The sequence below is a fragment of the Streptomyces sp. NPDC044719 genome (assembly GCF_056433405.1).
The window spans coordinates 20,552-43,803 of record NZ_JBWKHE010000012.1; the positions used below are offsets into that span (position 1 = coordinate 20,552).

The 23,252-nt window shown below is 68.9% G+C and carries 20 protein-coding genes; 10 read left to right on the plus strand and 10 right to left on the minus strand.

The window, feature by feature from the left end:
• Positions 1–69: 69 nt before the first annotated feature.
• Positions 70–1,743, minus strand: a complete 1,674-nt coding sequence (locus AC07DF_RS37255; protein WP_478981290.1) for an eCIS core domain-containing protein — start codon at positions 1,741–1,743, stop codon at positions 70–72.
• A gap of 141 nt (positions 1,744–1,884) precedes the next feature.
• Positions 1,885–2,103 (minus strand): hypothetical protein, encoded by a 219-nt coding sequence (locus AC07DF_RS37260; RefSeq protein ID WP_478981292.1) that lies wholly within the window; start codon positions 2,101–2,103, stop codon positions 1,885–1,887.
• 131 nt (positions 2,104–2,234) lie between these two features.
• Here AC07DF_RS37260 and AC07DF_RS37265 point away from each other — a divergent pair, with 131 nt between their 5' ends.
• Positions 2,235–3,050, plus strand: a complete 816-nt coding sequence (locus tag AC07DF_RS37265) for a TetR/AcrR family transcriptional regulator (RefSeq protein WP_478981294.1) — start codon at positions 2,235–2,237, stop codon at positions 3,048–3,050.
• On the opposite strand, the gene AC07DF_RS37270 is transcribed toward AC07DF_RS37265, so the two are convergent.
• Complete coding sequence (locus AC07DF_RS37270) at positions 3,008–4,309, minus strand: ROK family transcriptional regulator (RefSeq protein WP_478981561.1); 1,302 nt, start codon at positions 4,307–4,309, stop codon at positions 3,008–3,010. The two genes, AC07DF_RS37265 and AC07DF_RS37270, sit on opposite strands and share 43 nt — an antisense overlap.
• Before the next feature lie 96 nt (positions 4,310–4,405).
• Between AC07DF_RS37270 and AC07DF_RS37275 the strand changes: the two genes are divergently transcribed.
• The 3 genes from AC07DF_RS37275 to AC07DF_RS37285 all read left to right on the plus strand — a co-directional run bounded on the left by AC07DF_RS37275 (position 4,406) and on the right by AC07DF_RS37285 (position 6,982).
• Positions 4,406–5,509, plus strand: a complete 1,104-nt coding sequence (locus AC07DF_RS37275) for a Gfo/Idh/MocA family oxidoreductase (protein WP_478981296.1) — start codon at positions 4,406–4,408, stop codon at positions 5,507–5,509.
• Complete coding sequence (locus AC07DF_RS37280; RefSeq protein WP_478981298.1) at positions 5,506–6,027, plus strand: heme-degrading domain-containing protein; 522 nt, start codon at positions 5,506–5,508, stop codon at positions 6,025–6,027. Before AC07DF_RS37275 ends, AC07DF_RS37280 begins: the two co-directional genes overlap by 4 nt.
• A gap of 88 nt (positions 6,028–6,115) precedes the next feature.
• The gene (locus AC07DF_RS37285; protein WP_478981300.1) at positions 6,116–6,982 is read left to right on the plus strand and encodes an LLM class F420-dependent oxidoreductase; all 867 of its coding nucleotides are present in this window, start codon (positions 6,116–6,118) and stop codon (positions 6,980–6,982) included.
• Between the two features lie 91 nt (positions 6,983–7,073).
• On the opposite strand, the gene AC07DF_RS37290 is transcribed toward AC07DF_RS37285, so the two are convergent.
• From AC07DF_RS37290 to AC07DF_RS37300, 3 genes are all read right to left on the minus strand, one after another.
• Entirely contained in the window at positions 7,074–7,931 is an 858-nt protein-coding gene (locus AC07DF_RS37290; RefSeq protein WP_478981302.1) for a fumarylacetoacetate hydrolase family protein, read from the minus strand.
• A gap of 145 nt (positions 7,932–8,076) precedes the next feature.
• Positions 8,077–8,787, minus strand: a complete 711-nt coding sequence (locus AC07DF_RS37295; RefSeq protein ID WP_478981304.1) for a YidC/Oxa1 family membrane protein insertase — start codon at positions 8,785–8,787, stop codon at positions 8,077–8,079.
• An 87-nt stretch (positions 8,788–8,874) separates the two neighbouring features.
• Complete coding sequence (locus AC07DF_RS37300; protein WP_478981306.1) at positions 8,875–9,186, minus strand: DUF6412 domain-containing protein; 312 nt, start codon at positions 9,184–9,186, stop codon at positions 8,875–8,877.
• Between the two features lie 235 nt (positions 9,187–9,421).
• On the opposite strand from AC07DF_RS37300, the gene AC07DF_RS37305 reads away from it, so the two are divergent.
• Together AC07DF_RS37305 and AC07DF_RS37310 are read left to right on the plus strand one after the other, a co-directional pair.
• Entirely contained in the window at positions 9,422–10,897 is a 1,476-nt protein-coding gene (locus AC07DF_RS37305) for a glycoside hydrolase (RefSeq protein ID WP_478981308.1), read from the plus strand.
• Positions 10,898–11,025: 128 nt separating this feature from the next.
• A complete protein-coding gene (locus AC07DF_RS37310) occupies positions 11,026–12,045 on the plus strand; it encodes an SEC-C domain-containing protein (RefSeq protein WP_478981310.1) in 1,020 nt (339 codons plus the stop codon).
• A gap of 16 nt (positions 12,046–12,061) precedes the next feature.
• Here the strand turns inward: AC07DF_RS37310 and AC07DF_RS37315 are convergent, their stop codons facing one another.
• Both AC07DF_RS37315 and AC07DF_RS37320 read right to left on the minus strand, forming a co-directional pair.
• Entirely contained in the window at positions 12,062–12,649 is a 588-nt protein-coding gene (locus AC07DF_RS37315; RefSeq protein ID WP_478981312.1) for a hypothetical protein, read from the minus strand.
• Positions 12,650–13,031: 382 nt separating this feature from the next.
• A complete protein-coding gene (locus AC07DF_RS37320) occupies positions 13,032–14,156 on the minus strand; it encodes an MrcB family domain-containing protein (protein ID WP_478981314.1) in 1,125 nt (374 codons plus the stop codon).
• A 736-nt stretch (positions 14,157–14,892) separates the two neighbouring features.
• Between AC07DF_RS37320 and AC07DF_RS37325 the strand changes: the two genes are divergently transcribed.
• The 4 genes from AC07DF_RS37325 to AC07DF_RS37340 are packed head-to-tail and all read left to right on the plus strand — an operon-like array spanning position 14,893 to position 20,823.
• The gene (locus AC07DF_RS37325; RefSeq protein WP_478981316.1) at positions 14,893–17,241 is read left to right on the plus strand and encodes an ATP-binding protein; all 2,349 of its coding nucleotides are present in this window, start codon (positions 14,893–14,895) and stop codon (positions 17,239–17,241) included.
• A 5-nt stretch (positions 17,242–17,246) separates the two neighbouring features.
• On the plus strand, positions 17,247–18,902 hold the full coding sequence (locus AC07DF_RS37330) for a DEAD/DEAH box helicase family protein (protein ID WP_478981318.1): 1,656 nt from the start codon (positions 17,247–17,249) through the stop codon (positions 18,900–18,902).
• Positions 18,899–19,498, plus strand: a complete 600-nt coding sequence (locus AC07DF_RS37335) for a hypothetical protein (RefSeq protein ID WP_478981320.1) — start codon at positions 18,899–18,901, stop codon at positions 19,496–19,498. The genes AC07DF_RS37330 and AC07DF_RS37335 overlap by 4 nt, the downstream gene beginning before the upstream one ends.
• A gap of 8 nt (positions 19,499–19,506) precedes the next feature.
• Positions 19,507–20,823 (plus strand): sigma factor-like helix-turn-helix DNA-binding protein, encoded by a 1,317-nt coding sequence (locus AC07DF_RS37340; RefSeq protein WP_478981322.1) that lies wholly within the window; start codon positions 19,507–19,509, stop codon positions 20,821–20,823.
• A 171-nt stretch (positions 20,824–20,994) separates the two neighbouring features.
• On the opposite strand, the gene AC07DF_RS37345 is transcribed toward AC07DF_RS37340, so the two are convergent.
• Both AC07DF_RS37345 and AC07DF_RS37350 read right to left on the minus strand, forming a co-directional pair.
• A complete protein-coding gene (locus tag AC07DF_RS37345) occupies positions 20,995–21,723 on the minus strand; it encodes a very short patch repair endonuclease (RefSeq protein ID WP_478981324.1) in 729 nt (242 codons plus the stop codon).
• 97 nt (positions 21,724–21,820) lie between these two features.
• Positions 21,821–23,209: a DNA cytosine methyltransferase gene (locus tag AC07DF_RS37350; RefSeq protein WP_478981326.1), complete on the minus strand. Its 1,389-nt coding sequence runs from the start codon at positions 23,207–23,209 to the stop codon at positions 21,821–21,823.
• Positions 23,210–23,252 lie beyond the last annotated feature (43 nt).

Consider the following 23,252-nt stretch of genomic DNA (forward strand, 5'->3'; position numbering starts at 1 on the left):
GGCGTGCCGGAGATGCTCGACGACCTTGGGGTCGGGTGGTTTCCGCGCCGGCGGCATCCGCGTTCCCGTTCAGTGGCGCAGGGTCAGCGTGAGCGTGGCGCCCAGGAACCCGTTGTCGGCGGAGCCGGTCCAGCCCTCGTGCCAGGTCCGGCCGGCCTCCTTGCCGTACATCCGGAAGTACCAGAGGGGATCGTTGCGGTCGAGGGTGTTCATGCTGTCGTCGTGCTGTTCGCGCGCGTAGTTCTCCATGGTGATGTAGTCGCTGCCGCTCACGGCGACCACACCGCCGTAGTGGTAGTCCATGTGGTTGTCGGAGCCTTCGAGCCGGGCCTCCGTACGCCTCTCGTGCTGCTCGGCGTCCGGCCGTGCCATGGTCACCATGCCGTCGCCGACCCTGGGAATGGCGGCGTGCTGGTTGGCCTCCAGGTCCCGCAGCACCCGTTCGGCGTTCTCGGGGGACTCCCGGACCAGCTGCTGGAAGCGGCCGCTCATGCCGAAGGTGATCTGGTCGTATCCGGCCACGCCGCCGCTGTCGATGGCCTCCTGGAACTTCCCCTTCCAGCCGCCGCCGGGCTCCATGCGCGCGAGGAACTGCTCGATCGTCTCCCAGTAGCGGTTGTCGGCCTCGCGGTACATGGACGGCTTCCCGGTCACGAAGCCGATCATCTCGTTGCAGCGCTGCGGGGTGAGGACGTCGAGGCCCTTGGTCTTCTCGCCGCCCTTCTCCTTGCGGTACTTGGGCTCGACCTCGTAGAGGACGACCTTGCGGCCCGATCCCTCGATGGTCAGGGTCCTGCCGGTCTTCGACAGCGAGAGCCCGCGTTTCTGGCCCGCGCCGGGAAGGTTCTTGATGGACGCGCTGAGCTGTTTGTCGGTGGCGAAGAAGTTCTTGGGTTCCTTGCCGTCGCCGGCGTGTTCCACGGCCAGGTCGAACTTGTCCGACACGGCGAGGTCCACCTCTCCCGCGTAGACCAGGTGGGGCTTGGGCGGCGCGTAGCGGGAGCGCTCGTCGTACCAGCTGCCCTGGTCGTTGGTGTCCTGGCCCACGAAGAAGTCGTCGGAGTCGGGCTGCTTCTTGGGGTACTCCGCGGAGCCGGCCTTGATGACGTGGAGGCGCTGGACCGCCGTGGCCTCGTCGCCGCAGCCGTCCCCGCCCGGGCAGCCGGCGGCCGCGGCCTTCTGGGTGCCGGTGGTGCGCTGCACGGGCGCCGGTCCGCTCATGACCTGGTCCGCCTTCGTCTCCGCGTGGCGTTCGCCCGGGTCGCCCGGGGCGGACATGCTGACGCCGGCCCCGTTGTCCGTGCCCGGTACGGGTCCGGTCTGCTGGTCCTCGAAGTGGGCCAGTTCGTGCGCCCAGTCCTTCTTGGTCATCCCGCCGCCGTCGACGACATGGCGACCGCTGGTGAAGGCCTTGGCCTCCAGGACCGCCGCCGACTCGCGTGCCACGGGCCCGTCGTGCACGAGGACGCCGCTGAAGTCCGACCCGCCGAAGCGCTGCTCCATCTCGGAGCGCAGGCCCGGCTCCATGGGCCTGGCCGGGGAACCGAGGGCCCGGTCGAGGGCGGCCCGCTGCACCTGGGCGTGCTCGGCCTCGGGCGCCGCCTCATGGGTGTCGTGGCCCGCGGCCACGCGCTGCACATGCCGGATCCAGGCCGCGCTCAGCGGTGACGCCGGTGGCCTGGCGGAGGATCCGCCCGCTGCCCGGCCGGCCGCACCGGCATGCCCTTGGTGGAAGGCCCGCATGTCTTCTCCTTCTCCCCGGAACCGGACAGCCACTCAGCGATCAACCGATCAACGTCTACCGAAACCGCGGCGGGATGAACATGCCCGTACGCGCACACCTGGGGGCAACGTCCGAGGTCCGGGAAGTCCCGCGGACCCGACCTAGCGGCGCCCCAGGGCTTTCGCGCGCGAGTGGGACCAGCCGGTGAGGAGGACACCGGCGGCGGTGAGCGCCGCGTAGGCCAGCAGCAGCGGGAGGAAACCACCGGGGAGCCCGCCCAGCAGCCCCCGCTCGGAGTCGTCGACGAGGAGCCGGACGAGCGCCTGGGCACACGCGACCAGCAGCACCATGCCGAGAACCTGAAGGACGTCGTACTTCATGGGCTTCCCCTCCACCGGGAGCGACGAGACCGGACGTTACGAACGTACCAATCGACGGAGGCGCATTGACCGCCTATCAGCCTCGATTTCCGACTTACGTCACACTTTCGCGGCGGGGCTATCGTGAGAGTGTGCGTGACGAAAAGAAGGGGACGTGCCCGGTGTGCGGCAGCCCCACGGCCCGTCCGAGCCGGGGTCGCCCGCCGGTCTACTGCTCGCGGAGCTGCCAGGCGCGGGCCTACCGCCGGCGCAGACAGCCACTGCCCGAGCCGGGCACGCCGCCCGTGTCCCGGCCGTCGGAGGTCCGGGCGCGGCAACGGCGCCGGATCGCCGAGGGGGTGTGGCGTATCGCGGCCGGGCAGGGGCTGGAGGCGGCGAGCATGCGCAGGATCGCGGCGGAGGCGAAGGTGTCACTGCGGGTCGTGCAGTACCACTTCGACTCCAAGCACGCCCTGCTGGTCGACGCGCTGCGCCTGCTGCACGAGGAGAACGAGCGGCTGGCCCAGGAGCGCATCCCGTACGACACGACCGAGCCGTGTGCGCTGCTGCGTGCGCTGCTGGACGAGTTCCTCCCCCTGGACGAGCAACGCGCCTTCGCCCTGCGCGTGTTCACGGCGTACTACGCACGCAGCCTGACCGACCCCGACCTCGCGGAGGTCTTCCTGGCCGCCGAGCAGCCGCTGGAACGACTCGTCGCGGACCTCATCGGGGTCGGCGAGGCGGCGGGACTCACGGCCCCGGGCATCGACCGCGCGCACGAGGCCGACCTGCTGGTGTCGGGGGCCGTCGGGCTGGGCCTGGACGTCCTGTACGAACGCCGTTCCCTCGCGGACGTACGCAAGGTCCTGGACTACCACCTGGCACGGCTCTTCCCCACCGAGAGCTCGCTCCGCCCCCGCTCCCCTCACCCGCCCCCACGCCCGAACACCGGCCCCAGCACCAGCTGAGCCGCCCCCACCGCGACGGCTCGCCCGCCCCCGGGGGCGACCCGCACCGGCACGGCCTCCTGGCCCGTCCGCCGGGCCCGGGCCTCCAGCACCGTGCCGACACCCTGTACGAACGCCTCCGGAGCCGCGGCCACCGTGCGGCCGCCCAGCAGGACGACGTCGATGTCGAGCAGGCCCACCAGATTCGCCGCCCCGGCGCCCAGGACCCGGGCCGCCTCCCCCGTGTCGCCACGCGCCACCGCGCCGAGGCACAGCGCCTCGACACAGCCGCGGTCGCCGCAGGTGCAGGGCGGGCCGTCCAGTTGGATCACCTGGTGGCCGAACTCCCCGGCCCCGGTCCTGGGCCCCCGGAGCACGGTCCCGCCGATCACCAGACCGGCGCCCAGCCCCGTACCGAGGTGCAGATAGGCGAAGGAGCCGCCCTCACCCCCGGCGGCCAGGCCCAGCGCCGCCGCGTTGGTGTCCTTGTCGACCACCACCGGCACCCCGAGCCGCTCCGCCAGCGCCTCACGCAACGGAAAGCCGTCCCACTCGGGAAATCCGGTCACCCGGTGCAGCACCCCCCGCCCGTGATCAAGCGGCCCTGGCAACGCGACACCGACCCCGAGCAGGGACCCGGCCCGGGCGAGCGACATGGAGACCGACGCCTGCGCCGCCACACCCCGGACAGACCCCGCCCCGCCCGACCCGGCCTCACCAACCGCCCTCCGCGCGACCTCCGCCCCCGGCGAGGACCCGGACTGAGCAACCGGCCCGGAGACCGACCCCTGCGCCGCCGCGTCCCAGGCAGACCCCGCCCCGAGCACGGAATCCGCCCGGGCAGGCGACCCGGGGGGCACCCCGGCCACCGTCTCCCGCACCGCTTCCGTCACCGCCGTCAGTACGGCCGGCGCCCCGGCCCCGAGGTCGAGCGGGGCTCGCCGCTCCCCCACCACGGCCCCCCGCAGATCCACCAGCACGGCCCGCACCTCGTCCCGGTCCAGATGGACCCCCACCGCGTGCCCCGCCTCGGGAACCAGCCGCAGCACCGTCCGCGGCTTGCCCCCCGTAGAGGCCCGCCGGCCGGCCTCCGCCGCGAGGCCGTCCTCCCGCAGCCGGGCCGTGATCTTGCTGACCGCCTGCGGGGTGAGCCCGGTCCGCTCGGCGAGTTCGAGCCGGCTGATGCCGTCGGCCCCGGCGGTCCGCAGCAGGTCGAGCACCAGCGCGGCGTTGTGACCGCGCAACACGAGCAGGTTCACCCCACCTCCGGTGCCACGCATGCCGCCCATCCCGCCCGTACGGTCGTCCGCCCTGTTCACACCCCCCATTGTCACCGGCGCTTGCACTTTGGCAACAGCGTTGCGAAAGTGGGTGCCATGACTGGCACACCCCTCGGCACGGGCCCCGGCACCGCCCCCGGCTCGCCCCTCCGCGTCGGCCTCGTCGGCTACGGCCTCGCCGGCTCCGTCTTCCACGCCCCGCTGATCGCCGCCACCGAGGGCCTCACCCTCGACACAGTGGCCACCTCGAACCCCGAACGGCAGCAGCAGGCCCGTGCCGAGTTCCCGGACGTACGCCTCGCCGCCACCCCGGACGAGCTGTTCGACCGGGCCGCCGAGCTGGACCTGATCGTCATCGCGTCCCCCAACAAGACGCACGTGCCGCTCGCCACCACCGCCCTCAAGGCCGGTCTGCCGGTCGTGGTCGACAAGCCCGTCGCGGGCACGGCGGCCGAGGCCCGCGAGCTGGCCGCCCTCGCCGAGGAGCGCGGCCTGCTCCTCTCCGTCTTCCAGAACCGCCGCTGGGACAACGACTTCCTCACCCTGCGCAAGCTGCTGAACGAGGGCGAGCTGGGCGACGTCTGGCGCTTCGAGTCCCGCTTCGAGCGCTGGCGCCCGCAACTGAAGGGCGGCTGGCGGGAGTCCGGCGACCCCACAGAGATCGGAGGTCTGCTCTACGACCTCGGCAGCCATGTCGTCGACCAGGCCCTGGCCCTCTTCGGCCCGGCGGCCTCCGTCTACGCGGAGTCGGACATCCGCCGCGCGGGCGCCGAGACGGACGACGACACGTTCATCGCGATCACGCACACGAACGGCGTCCGCTCCCACCTCTACGTCTCCGCGACGACCGCCCAGCTCGGCCCCCGCTTCCGCGTCCTGGGCTCGACCGCCGGCTACGTCAAGTACGGCCTCGACCCCCAGGAGGCGGCACTCCGGGACGGCCTGCGCCCCGGGCCCGGCTGGGGCGTCGAGCCCGAGTCGGAGTGGGGCCGAGTGGGCTCCGGCGAATCCCCCGCGACAGGCGGCGGCCGCCCCGAACCGACCCTCCCCGGGGACTACCCCGCTTACTATGCGGCCGTGGCGAAGGCCCTGCTGGAGGGCGGCCCCAACCCGGTGACCGCGCTGGAGGCGGCCGCCGCCCTGGACGTACTGGAGGCCGCCCGTCGTTCGGCCCGCGAGAAGGTGACGGTGACGCTGTGACGCACAAGAGCAACCCTTCCCATCACCAGGAACTCGGCCCCAAGTTCCAGCCGGAGCTCACGCCGAGCCTGGAGGAACTGGAGACGCAGGAACGCCGCCTGGTCTTCCGCCAGTTCAGCTTCGACGACGCCTGGGCGCTCGGCTCGCTCCTCGTCGAACTGGCCCGGGAGCGGCAGGCCCCGCTCGCCATCGACATCCACCGCGCCGGCCAGCAGCTCTTCCACGCGGCGCTGCCCGGATCCACCCCGGACAACGACGCCTGGATCGCCCGCAAGCGCCGGGTCGTCGAGCGCTACGGCTCCGCCTCCTACCTGGTCGGCGCCCGCTTCCGCGCCAAGGGCACGACGTTCGAGGAGTCCTCGCGCCTCGACCCCGACACCTACGCGGCCCACGGCGGCTCCTTCCCGATCAGCGTCGAGGGCGTGGGCGTGATCGGCGCGGTGACGGTGTCGGGGCTGCCGCAGCTCCAGGACCACCGGTTCGTCGTGGAGGCGCTGGAGCAGTTCCTCAAAGTCTGAACCCCGCTGGAATCATCACCCGCCCCCTCCGGTTGGCACCTGCGTACGCGTGATCAAGCACGGCTCCCAACCGGAGGGATCGCAACCGATGACCACCGCCCTGAAGGAAACCGTCGGCCGGTACGGCATCTGGAGCGTGGGCCTGCGCTCGGAGGACCCGGACCGGCGCGGCGAACTCGCCGAGGCCACCGCCGAACTGGAGGAACTCGGCTACGGCGCCGTCTGGCTGGGCGGCAACACCTCCGCCGCCCACGCCGCCCCGCTGATCGAGGCGACCTCCCGGCTCACCGTCGGCACCAGCATCCAGAGCATCTGGCAGCACGAGCCGGACGCCGCGGGCACGGCGTTCGCGGACCTGGAGTCGGCCCACCCCGGGCGCTTCCTCCTCGGCCTCGGCGTCAGCCACGCCAAGCGGGAGGAGCAGTACGCCCGCCCCTACTCGGCCCTGGTGGCCCACCTCGACGGCCTGGACACCGCCGGAGTGCCCGCGGACCGGCGTCTCCTGGCCGCCCTGGGCCCGAAGTCGCTGCGGCTGGCCCGCGACCGGGCAGCGGGCTCGATCCCGTACCTGGTCACGCCCGAACACACCGCGCACGCCCGCGAGATCCTGGGCGAGGCCCCGCTGCTGGCCCCGGAGCTCGGCGTCGTCCCGGAGACCGACCCGGCCCGCGCCCGCGCCCTGGCCCGCGAGTTCCTGGAGCTCTATCTCCCCCTGCCGAACTACACCAACAACTTCCTCCGGCACGGCTTCACCGAGGACGACCTGAAGGAAGGCGGCAGCGACCGCCTGGTCGACGCGCTGTTCGCCTGGGGCGACGACACGGCGATCCGCGCCAAGATCGACTCATTCTTCGAGGCGGGCGCGGACCACGTGGCCCTCCAGGTAGTGGACGACTCCCCGAGGGACGCCCTGCCGAGGAACGCGTGGCGCGACCTGGCCTCAGTACTGAACTGACCTTTCAGGGGCGCGGGGAACTGCGCGATCAACCACGGACGGCCCGCAGCCGACACATCAGCGCAGTTCCCCGGCTCTCCCAGCGGAGCGCCTACGCGTCTTTGAACTCCTGCCGCTGCCGCCCCAGCCCCTCGATCTCCAGCTCGACCACATCCCCGGCCCTGAGATACGGCTTCGGCTCGGGCTCGCCCATGGCGACCCCCGCCGGCGTCCCCGTATTGATCACGTCGCCCGGGTACAACGTCATGACCTGACTGAGATACCGCACGACCTCCCCCACAGAGAAGATCTGCTCAGCCGTCGTCCCGTCCTGCTTCAACTCGCCGTTGACCCACAGCTTGAGGGACAGATCCTGCGGATCCGGCACCTCGTCCGCCGTCACCAGCCACGGCCCGAGCGGGTTGAACGTCTCGCAGTTCTTGCCCTTGTCCCAGGTCCCGCCCCGCTCGATCTGGAACTCCCGCTCGGACACGTCATGCGCCACCGCGTACCCGGCGACATGCGCGAGCGCCTCCTCCGCGGACTCCAGATACCTGGCCGTACGCCCGATGACGACGGCCAGCTCTACCTCCCAGTCGGTCTTCACGGACCCGCGCGGCACGAGCACCGTGTCGTGCGGCCCGACGACCGTGTCCGGCGCCTTCATGAAGACGACCGGTTCGGCGGGCGGCTCGGCACCCGTCTCGCGCGCGTGGTCGTGGTAGTTCAGCCCGATGCAGACGATCTTGCCGATCCGGCCCAGCGGCGGTCCGATCCGCAGCCCGGTGGCGTCCAGGGCGGGCAGCTCACCGGCGTCCGCGGCGGCCCGGACCCGGCCGAGCGCGGCCTCGTCGGCGAGCAGCGCGCCGTCGACGTCCGCGACGACGCCCGACAGGTCCCGCAGGGTCCCCTCGGCGTCGAGCAGCGCGGGCCGCTCCGCCCCCGCCGTACCGACTCGCAGCAGCTTCATGATCACGTCTCCCTCGATCGCGGGCGCCCGCCGATGCGCGCGACCCGGATGCGGCGGGGACAGCGATCGGAGGACTGGTCGATCCTCCAAGCTGGGAGTCCACTCCGCAATACCCGGTTCACGTACTGGACCCCGCCCTCACGGGTCACCGATACAGCACGGCCCGCTCGACGACACTCCACGTCGTACTGGTCACGACGTACAGCGCTGCGGCCAGCGGCACCACGGCCACGGTGACGAGCGTGAAGAAGGACATGAACGGCATGGCCTTGGTCACCGCGCCCAGTCCCGGCAGCTGCTCGCCGGCACCGACCTGGGCGGCCGGATTCGCGGCCATCATGCGCTTGCTGAGCCGGTAGCTGAACACGGCGACACAGGCCACGACGACGAACAGCCCCGCGTACACGAGCCCCGCATCACCGAACAGACCGCCCGCCAGCGCGTTAGTCCACCGCTCCCCCAGCGGCGCGGCGAGCAATTGGTGGCCGAGCAGCTCGTTGGCCTGCCCGCCGATCGTGTCGCTGGAGAACAGGTGGTAGAGCAGGAAGAACGCGGGCACCTGGAGCAGCCCGGGCAGGCAGCCGGCCAGCGGCGACACCTTCTCCTCGGCGTGCAGTTCCAGTACGGCCTTCTGGAGCTTCTCGGGGTTCTTCCCGTGCTTCTTCCGCAGCTCGGCGATCTTCGGCTGGAGCGCGGTCCGGGCTTTCTGGCCGCGCGCGGCGGCCCGGGACAGGGGGTGGACGAGCAGTCGTACGAGCGCGGTGAACAGGACGATCGCGGCGGCGGCCGCGGAAGCGCCGAACAACGGCTGGAGCAGGTCGGCGAGGTGCTCGACCAGGTTGGCGAAGACGGACATGCGTGAGCCCTCCGGGGGTCTCGTCGTGCCGGAAGCTGGTGATGGCGGCATGACGACCCGCGCGGGGTCAGTTGCGTGGTTGTGCCCCTACGCGAAGGTCGCCCGGAGGGCGTGTCCGGGTGCCCGGGGCCGGGGGCGGCCCTTGGCGTCCGGGTCGCGTTGCGACAGGAAGGCCGTACGGAGGTCACGGTCGCGGATGGCCGTACGCACCCGGGTGCGTGGCACGGTGGGCGCGCAGCGCGAGGCGACGAGGGCGCAGACCGCGAGCGCGGCCGATGCCGCGGCGGTCGCCGCGAGCGCGACGGTGGCGGTGAGGCTGCCGGTGTCGAGCAGCGCCACTTCCAGGATCAGGCAGAGCAGCACGAGAGCGGGACGCGGATTCGCCCAACTGCGGATCATCGACGGCCCCTCCTCTCGTACGTGTGTATGCCCTGCTGTTCGTTATACAGGATCACCTCGCCGAGCGCGTCCGAGACTTCGTACACGGGTTTGAGAAAGGTTCGTCACAACTCTCGACAACCCATCCGTCACACCCGATGCTTCTCGATGCCATGGACGGGCCGTCCCGCGACGCCTGGGCCGGGGGCACCGGCGCCTGCCCCCACACTCCCCTGAACTCCCCTACGGAGGAGCCGTGATACGACGCAGAACCCTGCTGTCCGCAGCAGGCGGTACGTTCCTCGGCAGCGCCCTGGCGACAGGCACCGCGCACGCGGACGCCACGATCGCCGTCACCCCCTCGACCACCTACGGCACCTGGGAGGGCTGGGGCACCTCCCTCGCCTGGTGGGCCAACGTCTTCGGCGCCCGGGACGACTTCGCGGACCTCTTCTTCACCACCAAGTCGGTGACCTACAACGGCCGTTCCCTCCCCGGCCTGGGCCTCAACATCGCCCGCTACAACCTCGGCGCGTGCAGCTGGAACAGCGTGGGCGGCGAGACGATGGTGAAGTCGCCCAACATCCCCGCCTTCAAGCAGATCGAGGGCTTCTGGCAGGACTGGAACAACGAGGATCCCGCCTCCTCGGCCTGGAAGTGGTCGGCGGACGCCAACCAGCGCGCGATGCTGGTGAAGGCGACGCAGCGCGGCGCGATCACGGAACTCTTCGCCAACTCCCCCATGTGGTGGATGTGCTCCAACCACAACCCCTCCGGCGCGGCGGGCGGCGGCAACAACCTCCAGACCTGGAACTACCGCCAGCACGCGAGCCACTTGGCGGCGACGGCCCTGTACGCCCGCACGAACTGGGGCGTGAACTTCGCGACGGTCGACCCCTTCAACGAGCCGGCCTCCACCTGGTGGACCGCGACCGGCACCCAGGAGGGCTGCCACCTGGACCCCGCGGTCCAGGCGGCCGTACTCCCCTACATGCGCAGCGAGTTGGACAAGCGAGGACTCAGCGGCATCCGCATAGCGGCCTCGGACGAAACGAACTACGACACGGCCCGCTCGACCTGGTCCTCCTTCAACGCCTCCACCAAGGCCCTGGTCTCCCAGGTCAACGTGCACGGCTACCAGGGCTCGGGCGGCCGCCGCGACCTCCTCTACACGGACGTGGTGACGACGTCCGGCAAGAAGCTGTGGAACTCCGAGACGGGCGACAGCGACGGCACCGGCCTCACCCTGGCCTCCAACCTCTGCTACGACTTCCGCTGGCTGCACCCCACGGCGTGGTGCTACTGGCAGGTCATGGACCCGTCGACGGGCTGGGCGATGATCGCCTACGACGCGAACACCCTCCAGCCGACCACCGTCCAGACCAAGCACTACGTACTGGCCCAGTTCAGCCGCCACATCCGCCCCGGCATGACGATCCTGGACACGGGCGTCAGCTACGCGGTGGCGGCATACGACGCGCCATCCCGCCGCCTGGTGATCGTCGCGGTGAACACGGCCACCTCCGCCCAGACCCTCACCTTCGACCTCTCCCGCTTCACGACGGTGACGGGCGGCTCGAACGGCGCCGTCCCCCGCTGGAACACGGTGACGACGGGCGGCGGCGACCTCTACACCCCCCGCTCGGACATCCGCCTGAACGGAAAGTCCGTCAGCGTCCCCTTCGCGGCGAAATCAGTCCAAACGCTCCAAGTGGACGGCGTGACGCCGTAGGTCGGCGGTCGGCGGCGGTTCGGGGCGATCCGTGAAGCCCGGGTGGCGAGCACGGGGAATCCGCGGGTACAGGTGTCTGGCCTGCACATCTCTCACGCTCGTCACCTCCCGGCAGTACGGTGTCCCCCATGCGCCCCGACACGCCTGCCGAAAACGTCGACCACACCGCCGAAGCGGCACGCCTGGAGCGGACCGCCGGCCTGTATCCCGAGGACGCCGAGGCCCTGCTGCTACGGGCCGCGGCCCACCTGGAACTCTCCGGCGACCGCCCCACCGCGTCCACCCTCTACGACCGCCTGCTGTCCTCCACGGCCGACCTGGACAACCCCCACCTGGTACGGGCGCTCAAGGCCTCCAACCTCTGGGAGTACGGCCACGAGGCCGAGGCCAGGGCGATCATCGAGGGAGTCCGGGCAGCCTCCCCCCAGGACCCGGCCCCCTGGGTCATCGTGGCCGAAGCCCTCGAGTCGCACGACGAACTGGAAGCGGCCCACGAGACGTTCACGGAGGCCGTGCACCGCCTCCTGACGGACGTGGCGGAGCCCCCCTACGCCACCCACCCCCTCCTCTTCGGCCGCCACCGCGTACGGCGCATGCTGGGCGAGTCCCACGACGAATGGGACGCCCTGGCGGACACGGTCCACTCCCTCCCGATCACCCTGGACGAACTCCACGACCCCAAGCGCGTCTGGTCCCTGGGCTCGGAGAACCCGGCGGAACTGGAGGCCGAGATCCTCCGCCTGAGAGCAGAACTCGGCGCCTACCGCGAAGCCCTCTCCCGCCCCTTCCCGGTGGCGATCCTCCACTGGCCGGCCACAGAGCTCACAGAACTCCTGGAGGCGTACCCGTCACTCTCCACGGAGTACCCGACCCACGAGGCCCACCTCGCGACCATAGAGTCAGCCCTCCGGGAACTGGCCTCCTCCGGCACCCCGAACCTGGGCATCGTCACGGGCACGGTCCCCTCCTACGAGGCCTTCGCAGCATCAGAACTCTCCTCCCCGACCGACGCGACGCTGCTCCCCCAGTACGCGACGACCCTGGCGGCCCGGGGGCGGGCGGTGGCTTGGCCGCCGCAGCAGGGGGCGGCTTGCTGGTGCGGCTCCGGCCGCTCGTACGGAGAGTGCCACGGCACCACGACCGCCTGAAGTCCGGCTGGCACTCTCACCACCCGAGCTGTGAGTCGCCCAGGACCTCGCTGCCGATGTGCGCGGCGAGCTTCTGGGCCCGGGCCAGGTCACCGAACTTGGTCACGTGCACGAAGACGGTGTGATGCTCGGCCCACGGCCCCCACTGGGCGCGCTCGCCGTGGAACACGACCTGAACCCCGTCGTACGACACCGACCCGTAGTGACCCGCCTCCGGCTCATCCGGCCAGACGCCGTGCCAGTCGATGCCGGCCACGCCCTGGCCAAGAGCCGCCACAAAGCGTTCCTCCACACTCCCCCTGGGAGCATCCACCATCACGTCCAGCGGCAGGTGTGGCTCCAGCGCAGCGTCGTCCGCCGCCGCGACATCGAGGTCGAACCAGAGGTACTCACCCGCCGGACCGGTCCGTGCCTCCGCGTACTCGAACTTCGCCTCAGGCAGGACCGCAGCCATCTGCCGCACATCCGCGACCGTCCGCAGCTGGGCGAAGAACTCGACCTCGTCATCACACTTCGCCAACAGACCGCACAGCCGCTTGGCCTGCGCGTACGCCAGCGCCGCGTCGGTGGTCCGCAGAACGGGATAGGCCTTGGAATTCCCCATGGTCCAACGCTCACACGCCCTGACAGACCCGGCCACCACATTTCGCCCCCACGGCCGCCCTCCTCCCCCCTCACCGCCGACCGCTGACTCCGAGCTGCTGCCGCACGCCCGCCCCCGCGGAGCACCTGAACAGCCAACCCATGGCGCGACCGCCCTATGGACCCCGCCTTCCTCGGGCCGCCCGCTCGCTTCTCTCCCGTGCTGGAGCGGCCCGGGTCAAGGGTGGCCCGCAGGGCCATCGGCGCCAGCCGACGCGGAACGCAGCGCAGCGGAGTGGAAGCGCCCTTGATGCGGGTCGTGTAAGCGCGACACTGGCAAGAAGCGGGCGGCCCAGCAGCACGGCCCGGTCTAATGGATTCCACGAGAGAGAGCTAGCCAGCGTCTACAGGACGCCATCTTCGAGGTTCGTCACCAACCCCCATAAAGCCGCACTGGGCGAACCACCCCAAGCATCCCCCTCGCGCCAAATCGAAGCGACCCCGTGCGCTTCGAGGTATTCCGCGTAATGCCCTATTCCCTCGGTAAAGAGGGCTATGAGGTGAGGTTTGGACTCCCCTCGCATTTCATGCCAAAAATGACTGTACTCGAAGAGCTGCCCTATGGCCTGACGCACCGCTTCGGTCGCGTTTCCGTTACTCACCGTCTTGCCTTCTACCAGCCACGCGCCTTTAACGCTCGAGACATTTCGATGCAGGACAAGATCCCGGGGATGCATGCCAGCGATTACAGGCGTGAAGCCGCATGTAACAGAGTGAATCCCGAAATCCTTGATGAGCTCTTCATGCCTCCGCGTCCTTCGACGCCGCCCGCCTTTGAGGTGAACGTAGTAGTCGCTGCTATCCTTGGGGCAAAATCCGTCCAAGGGTCCGCCACTCATATGCTCTTCGGATACGTACTCCACCGCAGGCTCGTCCGCTCTCGGCATCTGCAGATAGACGCGTTGAGCTGCAGCCACGTCACGGAGCAGCTTGGACGCCTCCAGCAAATCCGCTTGCAAGACCTCCTCCGTCGGCAGGTTGGCGATCTCATACCGCCGCGCAGCCACACTGCTCGCTTCATACGACCGTGGACGCCAGTCCTTGGACCCGAAGTCAGGGCTATGGCTCCAACCCGATGCCACAGAAGGCGGAAGCGCGGCTCGGAGCCGTTTCGCTCGCAGTGTCAGTTCCCTTCTCAACTGTGGGCGTTGCGGGATGCTCTTCTTTAGACTCGTCACCCCTTGTTGCAACGTCAGTGTCACGGCCGACAGATCAGCGCTGAAGATATATGCCAGGTACAGCCCCTCATGTGGTTCAGCGTTGATCGCGGGGTCGTAGACACCAATCCATGGCGTGCTTGTTGCGTACCCCTGCCCACCGTGCCCGTCCGCGGTGAAGCCTGGCGGCAGTGGAAGGTCACCCCTCTCCTTCACTCCCCGCAGGAGTGCTTGCCCCGGCACATCGTTGGCGGCCAAGGCGGTGGCGTCGTAGATCTCCGCGATACGGATGAGTAAGTCCTTAAGAGCCATGCGCAAACGTTAGTCGAAGCGATCACCCTTGGTCCAAGTTTGTTCAGGTACGCAACTAGAGAGGGTCAGATCTCAATCGGAGATGTAGCTCGCACACGCCACCAGGTCGATCCCGGCCCGAGATGCACAACAAGACCAGGATGCAGAACCGCTCCAGTATCCCGAGCAACAGATCGATGCGCCCGCGCCGCGAGCACCACATCGGACCCGTACGGTTGGCCGCCCGCTTCGACATCGCAGCCTCCACCACCCACCAAATCCTGCAACGGCAAAGCATGCCCGACCTAGCCGCCATCGACCGATCCGTTTGATGCTTTGAGCGCTCCCGGCTCGGTGAACTGGTCCACATCGACGTCAAGAAGGTCGGCCGCACACCCTGCGAAGGCGGCCACACGCTCCTCGGCCGAGCACCTGGCCGAGCCACCAGGACCGCGAGGCGGCACCGGGTACGCCTACCTGTGACGGCAGTGACGCGTGGCGGACGTGGGTGAATGGAGGCCCGACGCCCGCGGTAGGTCACTCGGGCCCCCGAGTTGAGGCACCATCACCCCGGGGCGCCAACCCGCTTGATGACAGACGGGCACGGACTTTCGTAAGTGGCAGACGGACTGTCAGTGGCCGCCTATACCCTCAGGATCGACGCATGACTTGTCCGAGTCGGGCTGCTTTGCCATGCGTGACGCGCCAAAGAGGTTTTCTTGCGCGTCCGTTCAACCCAGGAGAGGGTCCTGCCGGAGTGAAGATCACCCCTTCGGCCCGCGTGCTACGCATGCTGGGCGAGATCGAGTTCGACGAGTGGCAGTGTGTGGCCGAGCTCGTTGATAACTGCTTCGACGACTTTAGCGAGATCGTCCGTTCCGGATTGGACTGGCCCGACGGGTACAAGGTCAGCGTGTCATTGCCGTCCTCGGCCAACGGGGAACTCGTCATCGCCGACACCGGTCGGGGCATGACATACGAGCGTCTGGAGCGCGCGGTGCGGGCCGGCTGGTCCGGCAACGACATGCACGACAAGCTCGGCCTATTCGGCATGGGGTTCAACGTGGCCACCGCCCGCCTCGGCAGGCGCACCCGCGTCTTGACTACGCGGCCCGGCGATAGCGAATGGATCGGTGTCGAGATCGACCTCGACCACATCCAGGACGATTTCGAGGCGACGGACATCACTGAGCCGAAGAGCGACCCCACTCAGCACGGCACGCGGATTGTCGTAGACCGGCTGAACCGGACGCGGGCGGAATGGCTGCGCCGCAACGGGCAAGCCCTCCGCAACATGCTGGGTTCCGTGTATTCGTGGATCCTGGACGCGCGCGGCTTCGAGCTCTATGTGGGCGGGACCCGGGTCAAGCCGGTCCGGCATTGCCGCTGGGGGGACGACCGCTTCGTGCTGTACAACGGCAAGGAGCGTATCCCCGCGTACATCAAGATCGACGAGAAGCTACAGGACGGGGTGGCCTGTTCCGACTGCGGCCAGTGGCAGCTGACTCACGGCGACGTTTGCGCCGACTGCGGGAGTGAGAAACTCACCGTCCGCGAACGCCGGATCTGGGGCTGGCTCGGCATTCAGCGCTACCTCCACAAGACCGACTACGGCATCGACTTCCTTCGCAACGGTCGCAAGATCCTCCGCTGGGACAGGCAGTTGTTCACTTGGAACAACCCCGACGGCGTTCCCGGCAATGAGGACCCCGAGTACCCTGTCGAGCTTGCCCACCAAGGTGGCCGCATCATCGGCGAGATCCACCTCGACCACGTCCCCGTGACATACCAGAAGGACGCCTTCGAGTACGCGGACCGTAGCTGGCGCAGCGCTGTGGAGCTGCTGCGTGGGGTGGCGCCGCTCCAGCCCAAGAGAGCCGAAGCGCTTGGCTACCCGGAGAACGTGACCCCGCTCGCCCTTCTGTTCAAGGGATACCGCCGTAACGACGCCGGGCTGCGCTGCCTGGTACCCGGTGACGGCCGCAAGCCCATCCACGATGAGACCCGCCGCTGGGGGAACGAGTTCCACAAGGGCACCCCGGGCTTCCAGACGGACGAACGCTGGTGGCAGGCAGTCCTCGAACACGAGGAGAGCAAGAACAAGGGGAAGCAAGTCAAGACGACGGCCAGCGTCCCGAACCAGCCCGACGAGCAGGCGGTCATGGATGCCCTCGGCGTGCCCGCCGACGCGCCCGCCTCTGGCTCCACCCAGCTGACCGGCCCGGAGGCGGGCGGCGATGACACGACCACCAGGGCGAATGAGGCGAAGGGGAAGTCCGAGACTCGAAGCGAGCGCCTGGCCCGCTATGAGAACGCCTCGACACGGCACTCGTATCTCAGTCGCCCGTTCGGCCACCCGGACCTCGGCTACCTGAACGTCGAGACGCGCCTACTCAAGAGCGGTGAGCCTCTCCTCGACGACTCGGGACAGACCGTCCCGGTCCTACTTGACCAGCGCGCGGGCAACGAACTCACCGCCTTTGTCGATGCCGACCACGAGGTGTTCCAGCGGTTCGGCGCGGACTACGCCGATCTCCTCTTGGCCGAACTGGCACCTCTGCTGAAGGTTCGCGCGCGCTCCCAGTGGGGCCCGTCCCAGCTGGTCGCCGGCCTCCGCGCCCAGTCCCTCAAGGAGAGCGCGCTGGACGGCACCACGGTCGGCGCGGAGGCCCGTGACCTACTGAACGAAATTCGCAGCCGCATGGTCGCCGAACTCAACCGCTCCGGTGAGTACCGCGAGGTCTTCGGCCACCTCAGCGAGGAGGAGAGGACGGCTGTCGAGGAGTCGCTGATCGCCTCCGGCCGCGTCGGCCAGGTCGGACGCTTGGACCGGGACGCCGGGTTCATCTCTTTCCTCCCCGCGCTGGCGCTCGTTCGCCTGGTGGAGGTGATGCCTGAGACGTTCCTGGATGGCCGAGTCTTCCGGGGCCCATACGCTGATGTGAAGTCACCGTCCGCGCGCTCCCTGAGCCTAGCCCGTGTCACGGGCTACCTGGCCGACGTGGCAACCATCGGAACCTTCGCCGGTGAGGCCACCGCCCTCCAGCTCCAGCGTGCCCGCCTCAGCATCACCTTGCTCGCTGACGAGCTGGTCGGTGAGGAGTGAACGCCGTGTTCCTGTCCCCTGCCGAGCTGCGGGATGGTGGCCCGGCGGGACTGACCAAGGCGCTCGAGCGGACTCTGTGGCACCTGGGATTCCATGACGTTCGTGTCGTGGACGGCGCCAACGACCACGGAGCGGATCTCCTCGCTGTCCGGGACCGCGAGCAGTGGGTGTTCCAAAGCAAGTGGAAGGCGCACGGCACAGCTGACCACGCCGGCATCGACGACCTCGAGCGGGCCCGTACCCGCTACCGGGCGGACAAGGCCATCTTGGCGACCAACACAAACATCACCGCGTCGGCCGAGGCGCGCCGCCGCGCCTTGGCGGGCGTCGGCGTCGACATCGCGCTATGGCACGGCGCCACGCTCGCGGCCATCGGTGAGCGCATGCCGGAGCGCGTGCCGAGCCTTTACAAGTTGCGGCCCTATCAGGCCGAGGCGGTGGAGGCCATCGAACGTGACCTGGCCGCCGGGGGCTCGGCCCTCCTCGTCCTGGCGACCGGATTGGGGAAGACTGTCGTCGGCGGGGAGGTCATCAGCAACTTTCTCAAGTCCCGTCCGCACGCCAAGGTTCTCGTGGTGGCGCACATGCGAGACCTCGTGGAACAGCTCGAGAAGGCGCTGTGGCGACACATCCCGAAGACCGTTCCCACTCGCCTCCTCACCGGTGAGAGCAAGCCCAGGGACTTGGCCGGGGTGATCGTCGCGACCGTCGAGTCGGCGCTGGCCGCTACACGAAACGGCTACCGTCCCGACCTCATCATGATCGACGAGACCCATCACGTGGCCGAGACCGGCAGGTTTGCGGAACTCCTCGATCTGTGTTCGGCTGCGGCACAGTTCGGAGTGACCGCCACCCCTTGGCGCGGCGATAAGTTCGACATCACGGTTCGTTTCGGCTACCCAAGCTTCACAATGGGTATCGCCGAGGGCATGGCAGCGGGCTTCCTGGCCGCCGTCGACTACCGACTGTATGCCGACGGTATCGACTGGGACGCCGTCAAGGAGATCAGCCGCCACGGTTACTCGATCAAGGACCTCAACCGGAGTCTCTTCCTTCCTCAGCGGGATGAGGAGATCGTGGAGCACCTGCGGGCGGCCTGGCGGGAGACCACCGAGCCTCGTGCCATCGTCTTCTGCCAGACGATCGACCACGCCGAACACATGGCGGAGCTCCTCTCGGTCTCCGATCCGCAGTGGGTCAACGCCTCCTATCTCCACAGTGGCCTGCCTAAGCGTCACCGCAACGTGCTGCTCAACGAGTTCCGCCTCGGACGTGTCCCGCTCATCACCTGCGTCGACGTGTTCAACGAAGGCGTCGACGTGCCCGATGTGAATCTCATAGCGTTCCTGCGCGTCACCCACAGCCGAAGAATCTTCGTGCAGCAGCTTGGCCGCGGGCTGCGCCTCAGCCCTGGCAAAAAGGCGCTCAAGGTCCTCGACTTCGTGACAGACATCCGTCGCGCCGCCGCGGCCCTGAATCTACGTCGGACCCTGGAGGCCACCGAGGCCGAACACCTCGATCTCCCCCACACCTCCCGAATCGAGTTCCAGGACGAGACCGTCGGCTCCCTCATGGACATGTGGATCCAGGACGCCGCCGACCTCGAGACCGCGGCGGACGAGGTCCGCCTTCAGTTCCCCATGCCGAAAGGAATCCTGTGACCGACTACAAGATCCCGACCGAGGTCGAAGCCGCCGTCCTCACCCGGGTCTTCGAGCAAGCCGCCGACGCGGACTGGCTCAACCTGCAGGACAGCGATCGCACCCGCCTCTACCAGCAGTGGACGGACGACCCGGAGGTCGGAGGTCGGCTGATCGGATTCGTCGGCATGGCCGCGAACGTGCGGCCATGGCTCAAGGACGGTCCGATGAAGGAGTACCAGCGGGCACGCCGTGGCGTGGGCAAATACGCCAAGTACGTGAAGAGGCCCGCCGCGACGATCGACGAGATCATCGCGAAGACACTGGGAGGGGAGTGGGAAATAGTTCCCCGATCCAAGCGGCAGAAGCCGATGCGAGCCAAGGTTCGCAGGGTCGGGTCGGAGGACAGCGAACTGCACTTCGTGGCCGGTCCCGACGCAAGCTTCAAGCACCTGGTGTGGCCCGCCATCCTCGACCGCTCCGGTGGCGAGACCGCACCGTGGACGATCTGCGTCATCGATCCCTTCCTCAACCCCCTCACGCGGGAGGACAAGGTCCAGCATGAGCGCCTGGCCAAGTTCCTGGGCGTGCGGGTTATCTACTTCAACGAGATGTAGAGGCAGTGATGTTCGACGAGGGATGGATGATCCAGGCTTGGCACTCGAGATTCGATGACCGCGCCCGGGCCATCGTCGAGGCCCGCGCGGCGGGCCATACCTTGGAGGAGGCCGGGGCCGAGTTCAGGGTGACCCGGGAACGGGTGCGACAGATCATCACCCAGTTGCAGCAAAGTCTTGTCGCCATGACCGATACAACCCACCAAGGATGGCGTGAGATTCTGTGGGCTGTCGGCGCGGCGCCCGCTGTCCGTAGAGACGCCTTCGCGGCAGCCTTGGGAGTGAGAGACCACGTCGTTTTGGAGTTGCTCCTGTTGGAGGCCGGCCTGAACGCCCCGCGCACTTGGGCTGGCCCTCTACGGGGTTGGTGGACCGCCCACCCCGACTCCCTCGACGCCGCGCTACGCCGACTGGTGGCCAACACCCCCCTGGCCCGCGACGCGCTCCGCGAGGCGGCCCGTACGGCGGGCGTGCCCGAGGGGATCCCCTTGAGTGATCTTCTCGACCACCCCCGCTCCAAAGTCGCGCCCAACACCGACGGCCACTGGGTTCGCCGCAAGGCGAGGGGACGCGATTCCGCGTACCTGTACCTGCTGGAGGCCGGTCGTCCCTGTACCGCCGAGGAACTACTCAAGCCCATGTCCGTGGCGACGGAAAAGGCGGCGCGGGAGGCGCTGCGTCGAGACGACCGGTTCGTACTGAGCCGGCCCGAGGGCTCCTGGGCCCTGGCCGAGTGGTCACACTTGCGCCTCACCCCGTTCAGCAACGCCGTCGAGGCCCTGGTCGCGGTGGTGACAGAACACGGGCCAATAGCCCGAAATTCCCTCTTCGCGAAGGTCACGGAGCTGTACCCCGTGACCGCGTGGCGGCTCACGCAGTGTCTACTCAGCGACCAGATCGGCGAAACCGCCGACGGCCTCATCGACCTGGTCAATCGTGGTGCCCAGCCGATTGAGGAGGCGGAGCCGGCCCAGCCGACCACCATGGCAGTCCAGGGTGATGTGCTGGGCGCCCGAATCCCCGTTGACCGGGATGTCCTGCGTGGAAGCGGAGTGCGAGTGAACTCCTGGCTGACCTGGCGCCTTGGCCTCCGCCAAGCCCCCATGAGCCGCACGTTCGCCACCTCCGGGGGACACTCGACTCTCAGCGTCCGCCGCGGAACGAGCTTCGCCCAGGTCTCCAGTCTCCGCCGTCACGCCCTCGAACTCGGAGTGGTCGAGGGCTGCGTCCTCGCCGTCGTCCTGAACCTCAGGGAGGGAACCGCCCTCGTCCACCACGGCTGCGTGGGGGAAGCGTGCCCGGCACGGGCCTCGTCCTTGGCCTGATCAGGCGGGCCGAAAGAAGTGACCCATCCACGACGACGGGACCATCGTACTGACCGTCAACCTCCTCGCCCAAGCCGGAAGTTCAAGCGGAGCGAGAAGGTCATGGCCGCGAGCACGGATGACCGGGGAGGACGGCCCCGCAGCGTCTGATGGACGCCGTCGATGACCTACTCAGTCGTCGTCTCCGCTAGCGAGACCGTCGATGTCTGTGGGCTTTGACCTTGACTCCGCCCGTCGTGCCTGGACCTCGTGGGCGATCAGCTCGGCTGCCGGCTCCGGGGCCTCGTGCTCCCATACCCGGATCACGGCCCAGCCGGCGGAGTGGAGAATCTGAGTGGTCTCGACATCCCTGTTCCTATTGCCCTCGATCTTGTCCCGCCAGAACTTGGCGTTCCTCGTCGCGGGACGGTAGTGCTGAGGACAGCCATGCCAAAAGCAGCCGTCCACGAACACCGCGACCCGAGGCCCAGAGAACACCAGGTCAGCCCGGCGCCGGATCTCGGGAATGGGGCGCGTGTCCACCCGATATCGCAGACCGCGCCGGTGCAGCAGTTTCCGCAGGGCGAGCTCTGGACCGGTGTCCTTACCTCGGTTGGCCCGCATCACGGCGCGGACGCTAGTGGAGGACGCCTTGGAGTCAGCTGGCAGAGGGCGCTCGCATACCATGCCCATTTCCCGGGCCTGGCGCCACGCCTCGGCGAGGTTCTCCCCGCGAGTGGCACGGTCCACTTCGCAGACATAGCGCTCCCGTGTGCCGCCGTCCTGTGACCAGCGGAGATAGGCCCGGATACGGCGCGTCCGCCGGTACAGCTTGAGGGCGATGGAGGCGCACGCGTAGCGACCGTCGCCGAGGGCGACGACGCGCCGGTCACGACCGCCGGCGGCGCGGTCTTGTTCCATCGTCGGAGTGGCGGAGCCCGCCCGTCGCTTGTACGCGCGCTCGGTGGGAAGGCCCTCCTTCCAGTGTCCGGCGCGCCCTGTCGGCTGAGGCATGGCGTTACTGACCCGCCGCATCCAGGGCGTCGGCGACGGCCCTGGCGAAGAACTCACCGAGAACCACCGGGACAGCGTTGCCGAGCTGCCGCATCTGCTCCCCACGAGGGCCAGAGCCGATCCACTCGTCGGGGAAGGTCATGACTCGGGCGGTCTCGCGGACGGTCATGTAGCGGTGGCGATAACGCCATCCCCCCGGAGACATGAGGTCTTCCAACCGCTTGTCGAGCTCCATGACGGACTCGCCACCGGGGACACCGTGAACGCCAGCCTTGACGGTCTTGGCGGGGCGGTCGAGTTCGTTCGGGGTGTGGCCCTTGTAGATCCTCGCGCCCGGCCAGCCAATGTGTCCGGGGAATTCCTCCCCGCCGAAGTCGTGCTTCTCAGCGAGGCGGGTCACGTCGATTTCGGGAAGAGCCGGGAGCTCCTCGTCGGTGCCGTATCCCTTGATGGCATCGCGGAGAGTGCGCCATGGCAGGCACTTGTCCTCCTTGATCGCCTCGGGCAGGCGCGCCATGACGCGCTCTTCGACGTGGAGGGGCACGTCATGGCGCGCCCAGTAGGAACCGTCCCGCATGGAACGATGGAGGGCGTCGTCCGAATAGCGGCGTCTCCTCACGTGCGCCGCGAAATCCCTGACGATCTCGACGCCAAGGTCGGCACGGAAGGCGACGATCACGACCCGGTTACGGATTTGAGGGACGCCGTAGTCCGCCGCGTTCACGGGGAACGCAATCACCCTGTAACGGTCGGCGCTCCTGTCGTCAACGGGGAGACCGCCGTCGATGTCCAGCTTGTGTCCCGCCGGGTCCGGATCGCCGAGCGCCCCCATGAGGGCGCCGTTGTGCTCCTGCCAGGTCTTCCTGGGGTCTCGTTCCATGAAGGGTAGGCGCAGCTCGTTCCTGATGTACTCAAAGTAGCCGCTGAACGACGGGCGCAGGAGTCCTCGCACGTTCTCGCAGATCACGGCCTTCGGCCTCATCTCGCGGACGGCGTTGAACAAGGCGGGGAACATGTTCCGCTTGTCCTCGTCACCCTTGGCGACCCCCCCGGCGCTGAACGGCTGGCAGGGAGGGCCACCGGCGAGAACGTCGACCTCGCCCTCGAACTTTCGAAGATCCAGGTCGCGCACGTCCCCCGGGTACAGGGGCGCGGGCTCACCGACCTTCGGCGGAACGGGAGTCGTCTCCCTGACCTCCACGAGCCCGTCATCGCCGAGGGTCCTGCGGGCGCTGGCGAGGAGCGTCTCGCAGGCCCGCCTGTTGAACTCGTTGAACAGGAGCGGGCGGAAGCCCGCGCGGTGGACCCCCATGGCAAGGCCACCGCCGCCCGCGAACAGCTCCACGCTCGCGCGACTGCGAGGGATCTTGGTCTCTTCCGGCTGGTCACCCATGGCCGAATCGTACCGCGGAGCGGCAGGGGATCGGAGCGTCCAA

Coding starts and splice junctions, on each gene's coding strand:
- AC07DF_RS37255 (WP_478981290.1), bottom strand. CDS start 1,743: ATGCGGGCCTTCCACCAAGGGCATGCCGGTGCGGCCGGCCGGGCAGCG.
- AC07DF_RS37260 (WP_478981292.1), bottom strand. CDS start 2,103: ATGAAGTACGACGTCCTTCAGGTTCTCGGCATGGTGCTGCTGGTCGCG.
- AC07DF_RS37270 (WP_478981561.1), bottom strand. CDS start 4,309: ATGCGTGGCACCGGAGGTGGGGTGAACCTGCTCGTGTTGCGCGGTCAC.
- AC07DF_RS37275 (WP_478981296.1), top strand. CDS start 4,406: ATGACTGGCACACCCCTCGGCACGGGCCCCGGCACCGCCCCCGGCTCG.
- AC07DF_RS37285 (WP_478981300.1), top strand. CDS start 6,116: ATGACCACCGCCCTGAAGGAAACCGTCGGCCGGTACGGCATCTGGAGC.
- AC07DF_RS37290 (WP_478981302.1), bottom strand. CDS start 7,931: ATGAAGCTGCTGCGAGTCGGTACGGCGGGGGCGGAGCGGCCCGCGCTG.
- AC07DF_RS37295 (WP_478981304.1), bottom strand. CDS start 8,787: ATGTCCGTCTTCGCCAACCTGGTCGAGCACCTCGCCGACCTGCTCCAG.
- AC07DF_RS37300 (WP_478981306.1), bottom strand. CDS start 9,186: ATGATCCGCAGTTGGGCGAATCCGCGTCCCGCTCTCGTGCTGCTCTGC.
- AC07DF_RS37310 (WP_478981310.1), top strand. CDS start 11,026: ATGCGCCCCGACACGCCTGCCGAAAACGTCGACCACACCGCCGAAGCG.
- AC07DF_RS37315 (WP_478981312.1), bottom strand. CDS start 12,649: ATGGGGAATTCCAAGGCCTATCCCGTTCTGCGGACCACCGACGCGGCG.
- AC07DF_RS37320 (WP_478981314.1), bottom strand. CDS start 14,156: ATGGCTCTTAAGGACTTACTCATCCGTATCGCGGAGATCTACGACGCC.
- AC07DF_RS37340 (WP_478981322.1), top strand. CDS start 19,507: ATGTTCGACGAGGGATGGATGATCCAGGCTTGGCACTCGAGATTCGAT.
- AC07DF_RS37345 (WP_478981324.1), bottom strand. CDS start 21,723: ATGGAACAAGACCGCGCCGCCGGCGGTCGTGACCGGCGCGTCGTCGCC.
- AC07DF_RS37350 (WP_478981326.1), bottom strand. CDS start 23,209: ATGGGTGACCAGCCGGAAGAGACCAAGATCCCTCGCAGTCGCGCGAGC.